16 protein-coding genes and 1 other RNA gene are annotated in these 15,700 nt (G+C 51.4%); 9 read left to right on the top strand and 8 right to left on the bottom strand.

The genetic code is table 11. The features are described from left to right. Positions 1-9: 9 nt before the first annotated feature. From AOC34_RS09205 to rnpB, 4 genes are all read left to right on the top strand, one after another. The gene (locus AOC34_RS09205; RefSeq protein ID WP_108469774.1) at positions 10-1,845 is read left to right on the top strand and encodes an ABCB family ABC transporter ATP-binding protein/permease; all 1,836 of its coding nucleotides are present in this window, start codon (positions 10-12) and stop codon (positions 1,843-1,845) included. A gap of 21 nt (positions 1,846-1,866) precedes the next feature. Further along, positions 1,867-3,216 (top strand): glycerate kinase type-2 family protein, encoded by a 1,350-nt coding sequence (locus AOC34_RS09200; protein WP_108469773.1) that lies wholly within the window; start codon positions 1,867-1,869, stop codon positions 3,214-3,216. Beyond that, positions 3,213-4,271, top strand: coding sequence for a dihydroorotase (gene pyrC, locus AOC34_RS09195; protein WP_108469772.1), 1,059 nt, complete (start codon positions 3,213-3,215; stop codon positions 4,269-4,271). Before AOC34_RS09200 ends, pyrC begins: the two co-directional genes overlap by 4 nt. A 42-nt stretch (positions 4,272-4,313) precedes the next feature. Continuing rightward, positions 4,314-4,620, top strand: an RNA gene (gene rnpB / locus AOC34_RS09190) — RNase P RNA component class A. A 15-nt stretch (positions 4,621-4,635) separates the two neighbouring features. Here the strand turns inward: rnpB and AOC34_RS09185 are convergent. After that, positions 4,636-5,058 (bottom strand): OsmC family protein, encoded by a 423-nt coding sequence (locus tag AOC34_RS09185; protein WP_108469771.1) that lies wholly within the window; start codon positions 5,056-5,058, stop codon positions 4,636-4,638. A 398-nt stretch (positions 5,059-5,456) separates the two neighbouring features. On the opposite strand from AOC34_RS09185, the gene rplM reads away from it, so the two are divergent. The 4 genes from rplM to erpA all read left to right on the top strand — a co-directional run bounded on the left by rplM (position 5,457) and on the right by erpA (position 7,954). Continuing rightward, positions 5,457-5,885, top strand: a complete 429-nt coding sequence (rplM, locus tag AOC34_RS09180; RefSeq protein ID WP_108469770.1) for a 50S ribosomal protein L13 — start codon at positions 5,457-5,459, stop codon at positions 5,883-5,885. Positions 5,886-5,894: 9 nt separating this feature from the next. Then, on the top strand, positions 5,895-6,296 hold the full coding sequence (gene rpsI, locus AOC34_RS09175; protein ID WP_108469769.1) for a 30S ribosomal protein S9: 402 nt from the start codon (positions 5,895-5,897) through the stop codon (positions 6,294-6,296). Positions 6,297-6,430: 134 nt separating this feature from the next. Further along, positions 6,431-7,489 carry an N-acetyl-gamma-glutamyl-phosphate reductase gene (gene argC, locus AOC34_RS09170; RefSeq protein ID WP_108469768.1) on the top strand — a complete coding sequence of 353 codons (1,059 nt, stop codon included), beginning with the start codon at positions 6,431-6,433 and terminating at the stop codon, positions 7,487-7,489. 90 nt (positions 7,490-7,579) lie between these two features. After that, positions 7,580-7,954, top strand: coding sequence for an iron-sulfur cluster insertion protein ErpA (gene erpA, locus AOC34_RS09165; RefSeq protein ID WP_108469767.1), 375 nt, complete (start codon positions 7,580-7,582; stop codon positions 7,952-7,954). 10 nt (positions 7,955-7,964) lie between these two features. On the opposite strand, the gene AOC34_RS09160 is transcribed toward erpA, so the two are convergent. Next, positions 7,965-9,095: an anhydro-N-acetylmuramic acid kinase gene (locus AOC34_RS09160; protein WP_108469766.1), complete on the bottom strand. Its 1,131-nt coding sequence runs from the start codon at positions 9,093-9,095 to the stop codon at positions 7,965-7,967. 89 nt (positions 9,096-9,184) lie between these two features. Here AOC34_RS09160 and tyrS point away from each other — a divergent pair, with 89 nt between their 5' ends. Further along, positions 9,185-10,417: a tyrosine--tRNA ligase gene (gene tyrS, locus AOC34_RS09155; RefSeq protein WP_108469765.1), complete on the top strand. Its 1,233-nt coding sequence runs from the start codon at positions 9,185-9,187 to the stop codon at positions 10,415-10,417. 6 nt (positions 10,418-10,423) lie between these two features. Here tyrS and ruvB read toward each other — a convergent pair whose 3' ends face one another. From ruvB to dusB, 6 genes are read right to left on the bottom strand one after another with little or no spacing between them, the layout of a single operon-like run. Then, entirely contained in the window at positions 10,424-11,494 is a 1,071-nt protein-coding gene (gene ruvB, locus AOC34_RS09150) for a Holliday junction branch migration DNA helicase RuvB (protein WP_108469764.1), read from the bottom strand. A 27-nt stretch (positions 11,495-11,521) separates the two neighbouring features. Beyond that, complete coding sequence (gene ruvA / locus AOC34_RS09145) at positions 11,522-12,103, bottom strand: Holliday junction branch migration protein RuvA (RefSeq protein WP_108469763.1); 582 nt, start codon at positions 12,101-12,103, stop codon at positions 11,522-11,524. Positions 12,104-12,112: 9 nt separating this feature from the next. Further along, positions 12,113-12,622, bottom strand: a complete 510-nt coding sequence (gene ruvC, locus AOC34_RS09140) for a crossover junction endodeoxyribonuclease RuvC (RefSeq protein ID WP_108469762.1) — start codon at positions 12,620-12,622, stop codon at positions 12,113-12,115. A gap of 25 nt (positions 12,623-12,647) precedes the next feature. Beyond that, positions 12,648-14,228 carry a bifunctional phosphoribosylaminoimidazolecarboxamide formyltransferase/IMP cyclohydrolase gene (gene purH / locus AOC34_RS09135; RefSeq protein WP_108469761.1) on the bottom strand — a complete coding sequence of 527 codons (1,581 nt, stop codon included), beginning with the start codon at positions 14,226-14,228 and terminating at the stop codon, positions 12,648-12,650. A gap of 43 nt (positions 14,229-14,271) precedes the next feature. Then, positions 14,272-14,508, bottom strand: a complete 237-nt coding sequence (locus AOC34_RS09130; RefSeq protein WP_108469760.1) for a helix-turn-helix domain-containing protein — start codon at positions 14,506-14,508, stop codon at positions 14,272-14,274. 17 nt (positions 14,509-14,525) lie between these two features. Next, a complete protein-coding gene (gene dusB, locus AOC34_RS09125) occupies positions 14,526-15,542 on the bottom strand; it encodes a tRNA dihydrouridine synthase DusB (RefSeq protein ID WP_108470152.1) in 1,017 nt (338 codons plus the stop codon). Between the last annotated feature and the right edge of the window lie 158 nt (positions 15,543-15,700).

The raw sequence follows: 15,700 nt of genomic DNA, 5'->3' as shown, positions 1-15,700 counted from the left end.
GATAGCCTAATGAGACCCAGTTCACACCACGCAGCAGCTGATTCTGCCGGCACCCCAAAAGCAAACGCTTTTACCCGGGGTGACTGGCGCGTCATTCGCGATTTACTGCCCTATTTACTCGAGCACAAGATACGCGTGGCATTGGCGCTGTCGTGTTTGATTGCGGCTAAATTTGCGAACTTGGGTATTCCGATCCTCTTAAAGGATTTGATTGACACACTCAATGTAAAAGTGGATTCAGCGCAGGCCTTGATGTTGATTCCCGTGGGTTTGATTCTGGCATATGGGGCTTTGCGCGTATCTGCTTCTTTGTTTAACGAACTGCGTGAGGCCTTGTTTGCGCGAGTGACCCAAAATGCTGTCCGCAAGGTGGCATTACAGGTCTTTAACCATTTGCATTCTCTAGCGCTGAGCTTTCATTTGGCGCGTCAAACGGGTGGCGTGAGTCGTGATATTGAGCGCGGCACCCGCGGCATCCAGTCGCTAATTTCATATTCGCTGTACAGCATTCTCCCAACCCTGATTGAGTTTTGCTTGGTGCTTGGTTACTTAGCCTATGCCTATGACATTTGGTTTGCCGTCATCACCTTTGTAGCTTTAGTGCTCTACATTATTTTTACCGTCGTGGTGACCGAGTGGCGTACGCATTTTAGAAGAACCATGAATGACATGGACTCGAAGGCAAATCAAAGGGCTATCGATTCTTTATTGAATTTTGAGACCGTGAAGTATTTTGGTAATGAGCAGTTTGAATCGCGTCGCTATGATGAAAATTTAGTGCGCTACCAAACCGCAGCCATCCAGTCCCAAAAGTCTTTGGCGGTTTTGAATTTAGGCCAGCAAATCATCATTGCCATTGGCCTCGTGTTGATTCTGTGGCGGGCTACGATTGGTGTTAGCAATGGCACGATGACCTTGGGCGATCTCGTGCTGGTCAACACACTGATGATTCAGTTGTACATTCCTTTGAATTTCTTGGGCGTGATTTATCGGGAGATCAAGCAAGCTATTACTGATATGGATCGTATGTTTAGCTTATTGAGCACCGATCGGGAGGTAGCTGATAAGCCCAATGCCCCGCCGCTCCATATTGCCGATTACCAGACCGGCCCCGAAGTCTGTTTTGAACATGTGTCGTTTCATTATGAAAAAAAGCGGGAGATTTTGAAGGACATTAGCTTTACGATTCCGGCGGGGACGATCACAGCGGTCGTTGGTCAAAGTGGGGCGGGCAAGAGCACCTTAGCCCGTTTGTTGTTTCGGTTTTACGATATTCAAAGCGGCCGTATCGACATCGATGGGCAACCCATTGATGCGGTTCAGCAAGCGAGTTTGCGCAGTGCGATTGGCATCGTGCCACAAGACACGGTTTTATTTAATGACACCATCGGCTATAACATTGCCTACGGCAAACCAGGATCTTCGATGGAAGAGGTGCAAGCTGCTGCAAGGGCAGCGCAAATTGATGGTTTCATTCAGCGCTTACCGGATGGGTATAACACCCAGGTGGGTGAGCGTGGATTGAAGTTATCGGGCGGTGAGAAGCAGCGGGTTGCGATTGCTCGAACATTGCTTAAAAAACCAGCCATGTTGATTTTTGATGAGGCTACTTCAGCCCTCGATTCCAAGACAGAGCGGGCAATTCAGGAAGAGTTGCTCAATTTGGCGCGTAATCGAACTACCTTGATTATTGCCCACCGACTCTCTACCATTACCCATGCCGATCAAATTTTGGTGATGGAGCAGGGGCAGATCATTGAGCGTGGCACCCATGCCCAGTTACTGGAAGCCCGTGGCCGGTACGCGGAAATGTGGCAAATGCAAGAACGGAACGCAGTTTATTAGAATGGTATTGAAAGCATACTCATGGCCCACTCAGAAGAAAAGATACTGAAAGACACCTTTGCAGCTGCACTTGCGGTTGCGGAGCCTAAGCACATCGTGCCCGAGTGCTTGGCGCGTATTTTTCCAGCGGGTAGCGAGCCCAAAGGGCGCTGCTTGGTAATTGGTGCTGGAAAGGCCAGCGCTGCCATGGCTACTGCACTCGAGTCGCATGCTGCGAGCCATTGGCCTGATGCGCAGCTTGAGGGCATTGTGTTGACACGCTATGGTCACGCCTCTCCTACAAAATACATCACGATTGTTGAGGCAGGTCATCCTGTCCCCGATCAGGCCGGAATGGATGGTGCTGCCCAGATGATGCGCCGCGTTGGCGAGCTCAAAGCAGGTGACATTTTGATTGCCCTCGTCTCTGGTGGCGGGTCCAGTTTGCTGACGCTGCCACAGGCTGGAATCACCATTGGTGATATGCGCCAGACTACCGAAGCCTTATTGCGAAGTGGTGCGCCGATCGAAGAAATGAACATCGTACGTAAACACCTATCTGCTATTTTGGGTGGCAATGTCGCGCGCCTTGCGATTGCGCGGGGTGCTCGTGTTGAGGCCTTGTTGATTTCCGATGTCACGGGCGATTCGCCGGCGGACATCGCGAGCGGACCCTGCGCCGCAGACTATTCCACCTATGAAGATGCGTGTGCGATTTTGGCTAAATACAACCTCGGGTCTGATCTCATTCCTGCCAGTGTATTAGCGCACCTCGAAAAAGGGCGCAACGGACTCATTCCAGAAACCCTAAAAGAGCTTGATTTAGTAAACCAGCCGGTTCGCAATCACGTGATTGCTACAGCCCATCGCAGCCTAGAGGCTGCAGCTGAGTGTGTGCGCCAGTTTGGTTACACCCCATTTATCTTGGGCGACACCATTACGGGAGAAGCAAAAGACGTTGCCTTAGTGCATGCGGGATTAGCCAGAGAGGCTCTGACCCATGGGCAATGGGGCGCCTTGCCAATGGCTTTGATTTCAGGGGGTGAGTGCACAGTGACTTTGCCTGCTGGCGTTAAAGGCCGCGGCGGGCGTTGCAGTGAATTCTTACTATCGCTGTTTGCAGCTACACCCGATCTCGGTGGCATTGCAGCGCTGGCTGCTGATACCGACGGCATCGATGGCAGTGAAAAAAATGCCGGTGCTTGGTTTACTCCTGCTACACGCAAACGCGCCCGGGATGAGCATAAACGCGCTGGACAGTATTTAGCGGCGCACGATTGCTATGGATTTTTTAGTGAGCTGGACGCCTTGGTGCAAACGGGCCCAACGTTAACGAATGTGAACGACTTCCGCATTATTTTATTGCCCGCTGGATTGAGAGCAAAACCATGACCGCAGTGACTAGCATCACCTTAACTCAGCCTGACGATTGGCATTTGCATGTCCGCGATGGCGATGTATTGAAGTATGTGTTGCCCCATACTGCCAAGCAGTTTGCTCGCGCCATAATCATGCCCAATTTACGCCCACCGGTGACGACAGTGGCCTTGGCTAATGCATACCGTGGCCGCATTGAAGCGCAACTCAAAGCAAGTGGTATTACTGGGTTCACTCCGCTAATGACCTTGTATCTGACAGACAATACGCCAGCAGAAGAGGTGCGCAAGGTGCGTGAGGCCGGGGTTGCTGGATTTAAACTCTACCCGGCTGGCGCAACAACCAACAGCGATGCTGGCGTAACGAACATCAAACACTGTTATGCCACTTTAGAAGCTATGCAAAAAGAAGGCGTGCCTTTGCTAATGCATGGTGAAGTAACCCATGCCGAAATTGATGTGTTTGATCGCGAAGCTGTTTTTATCGATACCATCCTTGAGCCATTGCGGCGCGATTTTCCAGAACTCAAGATTGTGTTTGAGCACATCACGACGCGGCAAGCGGCGCATTATGTTCGCGATGCGCACACGAACAATAAAAACACCTTAGCTGCCACGATTACGCCCCAGCATTTACTGATGAACCGCAATGCAATTTTTGCAGGCGGCATTCGGCCACATAATTATTGCTTGCCTGTTCTGAAGCGCGAAGAGCACCGCTTGGCTTTAGTTGATGCTGCTACGAGCGGTAATCCCCGATTCTTCTTGGGAACGGACAGTGCGCCGCATGCCAAAGGCCTAAAAGAAAATAGTTGCGGTTGTGCCGGTTGTTACACGGCTTTCAATGCCCTTGGTTTGTATGCTGAAGTATTTGAAGCGGCTAATCAATTGAACCGCTTTGAAGCCTTTGCTAGTTTTTATGGCCCTGATTTTTATCTCATGCCGCGCAACACCAAGACCATTACCTTGCATAAAGTAGCGCAGAAGGTGCCTGAGGAATTGCCTTTGGCAGAAACCGTCGTCGTGCCGCTGCGCGCTGGCGAAACGATCGCGTGGTCCTTGGCTGAGTAATTTATCGGCAGATACGTGCAGTCTCGGTTAGACTGTCCGCGCAGAGTCAATTAGGCAATCGCCGCTTTCGTAAGAAAGGGGAGGAAAGTCCGGACTCCATAGGGCAGGGTGTTGGCTAACAGCCATCCACGGCGACGTGCGGAATAGGGCCACAGAGACGAGCGTATTTAGTTACGGTGAAACGCGGTAACCTCCACCCGGAGCAATCCCAAGTAAGCAGACGATGAGGCGGCCCGCTGAGTCTGCGGGTAGGGAGCTTGAGCCGCCAGGTAACTGTCGGCCTAGAGGAATGGTTGCCCCCAAACGCAAGTTTGGGCGACAGAATCCGGCTTATCGATTGACTCTGCACTTCCCTTTTAGTTACTTACTCCGCTACAACATCGATGCTGTAGGTAATTTCAGCCATTTTGGCGAGCATGGTAGTGGCTGAGCAGTATTTTTCATGGGAAAGTTGCACGGCTCGCGAAACTTTGCTTGGATCCAAGTCCTTGCCTTTGACGGTGAAGTGCAAATTAATTTTGGTAAAGACCTTGGGCTCGACTTCAGCCCTCTCTGCCATTAATGCCACTTCACAGCCGGTGACTGCTTGCCTAGCCCGCTGGAGGATTAAAACCACGTCAAATGCCGAGCACCCGCCGGTACCTGCCAGAAGCAATTCCATAGGCCTAGCAGCGCTATTTTTGCCACCTGCATCGGGCGGTCCATCCATTTGCAACTGGTGACCACTGCCGGTTTCGGCAGAAAAAGCCATGGTTCCAGCGCCTTGCCATGTGACTTTGCATTCCATATTAGTGAACCTTTACTTCAAAAATAGTTAATATAAACAATTACTTATGAATTTAATTAAGACGAGTAAGTCAAAAAACACCTATGAAAAAATAATTTCTTGCATTGCAACATAGTTACGAATAAAATAACCTTATTGACAGCGGGTTATGTAACAGTGATTAACCAGCTTTCTGCAATTGTCTCCTCCACCCAAATATCGGTGGATTCCAACCCAGGACTCGTTCCTGGGTTTTTTTTGGGTTACAATTCAAGGCTTTACTGAATTACCGATCTAGTCAGCGGTAATTGTTGTGTCAGTTTAATTGATCAATCTGCGAGCCTGCAACCATAAGCAGGGCCAAAGGGCGAATGATTGAATTGATGGTAATTTTTTGACTATAACAATTTGAGAAAATCATGAAAACTTTTTCCGCAAAATCCCATGAGGTGAAGCGTGATTGGTTCGTGATTGACGCTACGGACAAAGTCCTCGGTCGTGTCGCCAGTGAAGTGGCACACCGTTTACGCGGCAAGCACAAACCTGAATTCACCCCCCACGTTGATACGGGCGACTTCATTGTCGTTATCAATTCATCGAAGCTGCGTGTCACTGGCACCAAAGGCTTAAACAAAATTTATTACCGTCACAGCGGATACCCTGGTGGTATTAGCTCGACCAACTTCGATAAGATGCAAGACCGCTTTCCTGGCCGCGCACTCGAGAAGGCTGTGAAGGGTATGTTGCCGAAAGGCCCACTCGGCTACGCCATGATCAAGAAATTGAAAGTCTACGGCGACGCTACGCATCCACACACGGCTCAACAGCCTAAAGTGCTCGAGATCTAAGGAAACCACATGGCTATTAATTACGGAAATTGGAATTACGGTACAGGTCGTCGCAAGAGCTCTGTGGCCCGTGTCTTTATTAAATCAGGCAAAGGTGAAATCACGGTTAACGGTAAGCCGATTGACATTTATTTCGCCCGCGAGACATCCCGCATGATTGCGCGTCAACCTTTGGCCCTTACAGCCCACCTCACTACCTTTGATATCAAAGTGAACGTGAGCGGTGGCGGTGAAACCGGCCAAGCGGGCGCAGTGCGTCATGGCGTGACTCGTGCACTCATCGACTACGACAACGCATTGAAGCCTACCCTGTCCAAAGCAGGTTTGGTGACACGCGATGCCCGTGAAGTTGAGCGTAAGAAGGTTGGTCTGCACGGCGCGCGTCGTCGTAAGCAGTTCAGCAAGCGCTAATTACTTTCAGTCGCTCTGTTTTGCTGAAAGGGTCGCGCAAGCGGCCCTTTTTGTTTCTACAATCAGGGTGTGACTAAGGACAAAGTGAGCAGCGCTGTACGATAATTTGGTGTGAGCGTATTTGGGAGAATGGCATGATTAAAGTAGGCATTGTTGGCGGAACGGGATATACCGGGGTAGAGCTCTTGCGTTTACTCGCACAGCATCCCCAGGTCACCATTCAGGCAATCACATCGCGCACCGAAGCGGGCATCCCTGTTGCTGATATGTTTCCCTCATTGCGCGGCCGAATTGATTTGAAGTTCACGACGCCAGAAGATGCAAAGCTAGATCAGTGCGATGCCGTGTTTTTTGCCACACCCCATGGTGTTGCGATGGCGCAAGCCGAATCATTGCTAGCTGCCGGTGTGAAGGTGTTGGATTTGGCGGCGGACTTTCGTTTAAAAGACACTGCGGAATTTACGCAGTGGTACGGCATGCCCCATGCTTGCCCAGCGATTTTGGCGGAAGCAGTTTATGGTCTGCCTGAAATCAATCGGGAGGCAATCAAAAAGGCTCGCGTTGTCGGTTTAGCGGGTTGCTACCCTACATCCGTGCAGTTGGGTTTTGCTCCGCTCTTGGCGCCGAAATCGACGCGCGGTAAGCGCTGGATTGATGGCCTGCATTTGATCTCCGACTCTAAGTCGGGCACCTCCGGTGCTGGCCGTAAAGCGGAGGTAGGCACTTTGATGGCCGAGGCTAGTGATAATTTCAAGGCCTATGCCGTGAAAGGCCATCGCCATACCCCTGAGATTACCCAAGGCTTAAAAGCCATTGCGCAATCCGATCAAATCGGCTTGACCTTTGTGCCGCACCTCACGCCCATGATTCGGGGCATTCACTCGACCTTGTATGCGCGCATTACTGAGGAGGGCAAGGACGTCGACTTTCAGGCGGTTTTTGAGCAATTTTACAAAGATGAGCCCTTTGTGGATGTGATGCCTGCCGGTAGCCATCCTGAAACTCGTTCGGTACGGGGTAGCAATGGCCTGCGAATCGCGATCCATCGCCCCGGAAATGGCGATACCCTGGTGATATTGGTGGTGGAGGATAACCTCGTTAAAGGGGCTTCAGGTCAAGGCGTACAGTGCCTCAATTTGATGTTTGGGCTGCCTGAGACCATGGGCTTGACCCAAATTGCCCTCTCGCCTTAAAGTGGTATTAGTGCGTTTTACATGCCCTTATGCTGGAGCGGGCATTTAGAGCCTAAAATAGGGAAACACTTTTTGAACTAGGAGTCATTTATGACACAAGTTGCTACAACCCAATCCAACGATCTTGCTGAGCCACCAATTCCATTGGTTTTTACCGATAGCGCTGCAGCAAAGGTAGCGGACCTGATTGCCGAAGAAGGCAACCCTGAATTAAAGTTGCGCGTATTTGTTCAAGGCGGCGGCTGTTCTGGTTTTCAGTACGGCTTCACCTTTGATGATGCTGTGAATGAAGACGACACTGCTTTTGATAAAAATGGCGTGACCCTGTTGGTGGACTCAATGAGCTTTCAGTATCTTGTTGGTGCCGAGATCGATTACAAAGAAGATATCAACGGTTCGCAGTTTGTAATTAAGAACCCCAACGCCACAACAACCTGTGGTTGCGGATCGTCTTTCTCCGCATAAGTTATTGCCTTTAAGCAGGGTAGCAAGCGCCTAAGATTCGCGGCCCACTTGCTCCCGTAACGGCCGGCAGATTTGCTGGCCGTTTTGTTTTGTGCGCCCATGCGAGCCATGCAAAGGCCAGGGCCTCAACCAGCTGTGGATCAACTCCATTGGCTTCGCTGCTGCGGATTTCAAGAGTATGTTTGAACATCGCTTGTGCCTGCTCGCGTAGGCTATTGAGTAATGCGGTATTACGAACGCCACCACCACAGACAATCAAAACTTCGGTTTGCGGCGCATATGCCTGAATGGATTGCAGCGCCGCAGTCACGGTAAGACGCAATAGCGTGGCTTGCACATCTTCCGTCTTATAAGTATTGTTACCCAGTTGCTTTTCTAACCACTGCAGATGAAAGTCATCGCGGCCTGTGCTTTTTGGGGGTGCCTTAGTAAAAAAAGGATCCGCCAACATCCGCTCGAGTAGGGAATTATTCACCGCCCCTTGCGCAGCCCAGGCGCCATCCTGATCAAAGGCATGCCCTTGGTGTTTTGCAACCCATGTATCCATGAGCATGTTACCGGGGCCGCAATCAAAGCCAGTCACATCTCCGTTCTGAGGAAGGAGTGTGAGGTTGGCGATACCGCCGAGGTTCAGTACCGCAATATTTTTATCGCTTGCAAATTGCTGCGCATGAAATGCCGGCACTAAAGGGGCGCCATGGCCGCCTGCGGCTAGATCACGGCTCCGAAAGTCGGCAATCACATCAATGCCAGTGAGTTCAGCCAGCAATGCGGGGTTCAGGGTTTGGTGGGTATACGCAAGTGCGTTATTGGAGCCCGCTTGGTGGCGAATGGTTTGCCCATGTGCCCCAATAGCGCTGATCTCGGAAGGCTGCCGTTTACTATCCGCCAGTAGCTGCTTGACAAGGTCTGCATACGCCATTGCTAAGGCGTTTGCGGCCAGATGTTCGCGGTGGATCTCATTCTCCCCCGGAGTTTGGAGGGCCAATAAGGCGTCACGGAGCGGGGGCGCAAAGGGGGCGCTCACTGCCCCGCGGAGTTGGGTTTGGCCATCAGGACCAAGTTCGGCCAGAACTGCATCAATCCCGTCAAGGCTGGTGCCAGACATCATGCCGATGTAGAGGGAGGAGGACGTATGCATGCGGTAGGCGGGCTCTATTCTGAGGAATGCGACAATACGATTATCGTAACTGAAACCCTAATTTAACCGAACTCGATAATTGAATCAGTATGGCAGCTACCCCTGAATCTAAATACCCACTAACCCCTGACGTTTTTGCTGCCTTAGAGGTAACAAAACGGGGTTGTGATGAGCTTTTAGTCGAAGCCGATTGGCTCGCCAAGCTCGCCCGCAGCCAGGCTACCAAAACGCCATTGCGAATTAAGCTGGGCCTTGACCCAACGGCGCCAGACATTCATTTAGGGCATACGGTCGTTCTGAATAAGCTGCGGCAACTGCAAGACTTGGGCCATACCGTGATTTTCTTGATTGGCGATTTCACGAGCATGATCGGAGACCCTTCTGGTCGAAACGCAACCCGCCCACCGCTAACAGTAGAAGCCATTGCTGAAAATGCCCAGACCTATTACAAGCAAGCCAGCCTCGTACTCGATCCGAGTAAAACCGAAGTGCGCTACAACAGCGAGTGGTGTGATCCGCTGGGCGCACGTGGCATGATTCAACTGGCAGCCCGCTATACCGTAGCGCGGATGCTCGAGCGCGATGACTTTACGAAGCGCTATCGCTCAGGTGTACCAATCTCAGTGCACGAATTTCTTTATCCACTCATGCAAGGTTATGACTCGGTTGCTTTAAAGAGCGATTTAGAGCTGGGCGGCACTGATCAGAAATTCAATCTACTCGTTGGCCGTGAGTTGCAGCGGGAATATGGACAAGAGCCGCAGTGCATCTTGACTATGCCATTGCTCGTTGGTCTTGACGGCGTTGAGAAGATGAGCAAATCCAAGGCCAATTACGTTGGCATCAGTGAGCAGCCAAATGAGATGTTTGGCAAGCTGATGAGTATTTCCGATGAGTTGATGTGGAGCTATTTCACATTACTGTCGTTTAGACCGCTTGCAGAAATTGATCTAATGAAGCAAGAAGTAGCCGCAGGCCGTAATCCGCGTGACTGCAAAGTGCTCCTTGCTCAAGAAATCGTGGCGCGTTTTCATTCGCAGGCAGCAGCAGAAAAAGCCTTGGAAGACTTCAATCACCGCGCCAAAGGCGGTATCCCAGACGACGTTCCCGAGATTGCCTTATCGGGTGCGCCCCTCGGCATTACTGCATTAATCAAGATGACTGGCTTAGCGCCATCCAATGCAGAAGCCAATCGCAATATAGAGCAGGGTGGGGTGCGGATTGATGGAACAGTGGTGAGCGATAAAGGCTTGCAAGTCGCTGCCGGATCCTTTGTATTGCAAGTGGGTAAGCGCCGTTTTGTAAAGGTGACGCTGAGCTAAATTCGCCTATGTCAGTAGGTCGAGGTTGTTGCTTGGCGGTGTTAAGCCAAAGTGCTCGTAAGCCAAGCGCGTAGCAATACGGCCACGCGAGGTGCGCTGCAAGTAGCCCTGTTGAATCAAATAGGGTTCAAGCACATCTTCAATCGTATCGCGCTCTTCACCAATGGCTGCAGCCAGGTTATCAATCCCAACCGGACCGCCATCAAACTTATGCAGAATTGCTTCGAGTAATTTACGGTCCATCACATCAAACCCACTAGGATCGACATCGAGCATCGCCAGTGCAGCATCCGCCATGGCTTTGGTAATAACACCAGTGCCCTTGACTTCAGCAAAGTCACGCACACGTCGCAATAGGCGATTGGCAATCCGCGGCGTGCCGCGGGCGCGCCGAGCGATTTCGGTGGCGCCGCTAGGATCAATCTTGGCTTTGAGTAAATTAGCGGAACGCTCCACAATCAAGGTGAGTTCATCGGTTGTATAGAACTCTAAGCGTGCAACGATTCCAAAACGGTCGCGCAAGGGATTGGTGAGCATGCCGGCACGGGTCGTAGCGCCAATTAAGGTAAAGGGTTTGAGATCCAGCTTGACGCTGCGCGCGGCAGGGCCCTCACCGATCATGATGTCCAGCGCATAGTCTTCTAGAGCCGGGTACAAAATCTCCTCTACTACGGGGGATAAGCGATGAATCTCATCAACAAAGAGAACGTCATTTGCTTCTAAGTTGGTGAGTAGGGCCGCGAGGTCGCCTGGGCGATCCAGTACCGGGCCGCTGGTTTGGCGCAAGTTCACGCCGAGTTCGCGGGCAATGATGTGTGCCAGCGTGGTTTTACCTAAACCGGGAGGTCCGAATAGCAAGACGTGATCGAGTGCTTCATTGCGGGCACGCGTGGCGCTAATAAAGATCTCAAGCTGCGAGCGGGCTTTGCTTTGGCCGACGTATTCATCAAGCTGGCGTGGTCGTAAGGCGCGCTCAAAGACTGCCTCTGCATTACCAGCCGAGCCACTCACTAGGCGATCACCTTCTGCTGGAAGATCGTCCGGTAATGCGCTTAAATCGTCAGTGTGTATGGCCATGGTGAGAGTGTATTCGCTTCGTGCAATTTACACTTTAGATAAATACTTTAAGCCCTGACGAATACCTTCGGATACCGAGGCATCGGGGCTGATTTGCTTAATTGCCAAAAGTGCTTCTTTCTCGGAGTAACCCAAGGAGAGTAATGCTTGCAAGACTTCGCTGCTGGGCTGCGCAGTCACTGCTGCACCAGCGCCTTGACCTAAATCAGGCCCTAATTTGCCTTTGAGTTCAAGCAAGAGACGCTCAGCAGTTTTTTTGCCGATACCGGGAACCTGAGTGAAGCGACCCGGTTCTTGCAGGGCAATTGCTTGGGCCAATTCATTCACACTCATGCCGGATAAAACGGCAAGCGCCGTACGCGAGCCAACGCCACTAATTTTAATCAGCGCCCGAAAGGCTTCGCGCTCGGATTCCGTGGCAAAACCAAAGAGTTGCTGTGCGTCTTCACGGACCTGAAAATGCGTCAGTAAGGTAATCGTGTGGTTGATGCCAGGCAATTGATAGAGGGTGCTCATCGGTACGTCGATTTCATAACCAACGCCATGGCAATCCACCACTAAGCGCGGTGGATGTACGGCAATTAAAGTACCTTGAATGCGTCCAATCATGGGGTGATCTTACTCTTTGCTGGAGGGCTTGGGTTTGAGGGCCGAAGGTAAGCGGTAGTGGTGCGCAGCGCAGATGGCGACGCCCAGCGCATCGGATGCGTCGGTGCCGGGCGCACGGCTTAGGCGCAACAAGCGTTTCACCATCTCCTGTACTTGTGGCTTAGTGGCTCGACCCGTGCCAACTATCGACTGCTTGACGCGCAAGGCGCTGTATTCAGCCACGCTTAGCTTGGCTGAAACAAGGGCGGCGATGACCGATCCCCTGGCTTGCCCCAGCATTAAGGTAGAGCGTGGATTGACGTTTAAAAACACTTCTTCAATCGCAGCCGATTCGGGATGATAGGTGTCCAAGACTTCTTTAACGCCGCTATACAAGGTACCTAGGCGCTCAGGTAAGCCTTTCTTCGAGTCACCGCTTTCAATGGTTCCAGAAGCAACGTAGGTCATTTTCTGACCATCGACATCAATGATGCCAAAGCCAGTCGTGCGAAGCCCAGGGTCAATTCCGATCCAGCGCATGGGTTCTATCAATGCCCGTTTCGTTTTAGTGACGGAAGTGGCGGGTGCCGGTGAAGACCATTGCAATGCCATGCTCATTGGCAGCGGCAATGATTTCCTCATCGCGCATGCTGCCACCAGGCTGAATCGCGCAGCTTGCACCTGCAGCAACCACGACATCGAGGCCATCCCGGAACGGAAAGAAGGCATCGCTGGCAACTGCCGAGGACGCTAGGCTAAGGCCAGCGTTTTCAGCCTTGATGCTAGCCATGCGGGCCGAGTCAACGCGGCTCATTTGTCCAGCCCCAATACCCAAAGTCATGCCGTTGGCGCAATAGACAATCGCATTCGATTTAACAAACTTAGCAACCCGCCAAGCGAACATCATGTCCGTAAGCTCGGTTGGGGTCGGCTGGCGTTTTGAAACCACGCGTAGCTCGGGTTGCGTGACATTTTTAAAGTCGGGCGATTGCACCAATAAACCACCGCCCACGCGCTTCATATCAAATGCATTAAATCCAAGACCAAGTGGAATTTCAAGTAAACGCACATTTTGCTTGCTAGCAAAAATGGCTTTTGCTTCCGCAGTAAAACTAGGCGCAATGAGAACCTCAACAAATTGCTTGGAGATCGCTTCTGCCATGGCGCCATCGCAAGGCACATTCAATGCAATGATCCCGCCAAAAGCAGAGCTTGGATCGGTTTTAAAGGCTTTTTGATAGGCTTCAAGGCCAGTTGTGCCGGTAGCAACGCCACAGGGGTTGGCGTGCTTGATGATGACGCAGGCTGCTCGAGCAGCAGAGTCAGCCGAAAAGCTCTTGACGCATTCCCATGCTGCATCCGCATCGGCAATGTTGTTGTAAGACAGCTCTTTGCCTTGAAGCTGGTGGTAATTGGCGAGGGCGCCTGCAACATTTTCTGTATCACGATAAAACGCAGCCGATTGGTGTGGGTTCTCGCCGTAGCGCATCTCTTGCACTTTAGTAAATGCCAGGTGCAGGGTCTCTGGATAGGGCGAGCGGCTGGTATGACTTAAATCACTGCCCAGCGATGAGAGGTAATTTGCAATCGCGCCATCGTATTGCGCGGTATGTGCAAATACTTTTTTAGCCAGACGTAAATTCGTTGCATACGAAACCGTATTTTGATGTGCCTTCATTTCAGTCAGAATGGGCTCGTAGTCTTCTGGTGAAATCAACACCGTCACATCCTGGTGGTTTTTTGCTGCCGCACGCAGCATCGCCGGACCGCCAATATCAATGTTCTCAACCGCTTCGTCAAACGAGCAATCATCTTTCGCTACGGTTTGATTGAATGGATACAGATTGATCACCAGCATATCAATCGGCGCAATGCCATGGGCCGCTATCGCATCCATATGCTCCTTGGAGTCGCGACGCGCGAGTAGGCCTCCGTGCACCATCGGGTGTAGGGTTTTAACGCGGCCATCGAGCATTTCTGGGAACTGGGTGAGGGACGATACCTCGGTAACCGGCAAGCCATTTTCTGCAAGCAGCTTGGCTGTCCCACCAGTGGAAATGAGTTTGACGCCCAAGGCATGCAGCGCTTGGGCAAAAGGAATAATACCTTTTTTGTCGGATACAGATAAGAGTGCGGTGCGAATCATGATGGTGTGTACGTGTTCAAAGTATGGGTATGAGAGCAGCGCTTTAAATCAGCTGATGCTCAGTTAATTTTTTATGGAGGGTATTGCGGTTGATACCGAGGTACTGCGCAGCCAGGGATTGATTTTGCTTGGCGTGTTGCATCACCACTTCGAGCATGGGCTTTTCCACCACACTCAAAACCATGTGGTAAACATCATTTGGGGGATTGCCATTGAGGTCGGCAAAATAGCGTTGCAACTGGGTTTGAACGCATTCGCTAATGGGGTGTTTATTGGGCATCGTGTAACTCAGTCTATTTAAGCAGCTTCTAAAAATAACAGGCGATCAGAATGGGATTTCATCTCATCAAAAAAATCATTCACCATTTGCAATTGGGATTTGCAGTCATCGGCCGTGTTCATGCGCTGGCGAAAGGCATGCGAGTCTCGTAAGCCTTTGCAATACCAACCAATGTGCTTGCGGGCCGTTCGTAGCCCAATGTATTCACCATAAAAGGCATAGTGGTCAATTAAGTGATCATTCATGATGGTCTGAATTTCAGCCACCTCTGGAACATCCAATTTTTTGCCGGTATTGAGGTAGTAATTAATTTCCCGAAAAATCCAAGGGCGGCCTTGAGCGGCGCGGCCAATCATGATGGCATCGGCACCCGTTTGTTGTAAAACAAACGCGGCCTTTTCAGGCGAGTGAATATCGCCATTGGCGACTACCGGAATGCGAACGGCTGATTTCACCGCAGTAATGGTTTCGTATTCGGCTTCACCGTGATACAGATCCGCGCGCGTACGGCCATGCACCGTGAGCATGCTGATACCCGATTGCTCTGCAAGCTTCGCAATCGCTAAGGCATTTTTATGTTCCCGGTCCCAGCCGGTGCGGATTTTTAATGTCACCGGCACTGCATCTGGCCCGGCGCCAACGGCATTCACCACTGCCTCCAAAATCTGTTGCACTAGGGGCTCATCGCGCAATAAGGCAGAACCGGCTGCAACGTTACACACCTTCTTAGCAGGGCAGCCCATATTGATATCAATGATTTGCGCGCCATGGTCTAAATTGATCTTGGCGGCGGCGGCCATCATGGCTGGATCGGCGCCCGCAATTTGCACCGCAATGGGCTTGAACTCACCCTGATGATTGGCGCGGCGCTGAGTCTTTTCACTATTCCACAGCAGCGCGTTGGATGCGACCATTTCAGAAACGGCATAGCTCGCACCCAGTTTTTTGCAGAGCTGCCGAAATGGACGATCGGTTACGCCAGCCATGGGCGCGACAAAGAGTCGATTGGCTAGTTGGTGGGGGCCGATTTTCATAAAAGCCGTAGCGTCAATGGAAACATCAATGGGGGCGTGCAAATGCTGCAATAAATAAGCACTCCATTGTAGCGTAGGCAAGGGGAAATCTGCCTAATTTTTAGGCAGAACGAGACCGCCTTTGAGGCTTTAGGGTGCTTGCGTTAGAACTTGCTTTT

It is taken from the genome of Polynucleobacter difficilis (assembly GCF_003065365.1).
Taxonomy (GTDB): domain Bacteria; phylum Pseudomonadota; class Gammaproteobacteria; order Burkholderiales; family Burkholderiaceae; genus Polynucleobacter; species Polynucleobacter difficilis.
This window is presented reverse-complemented; position numbering and strand designations above follow the sequence as displayed.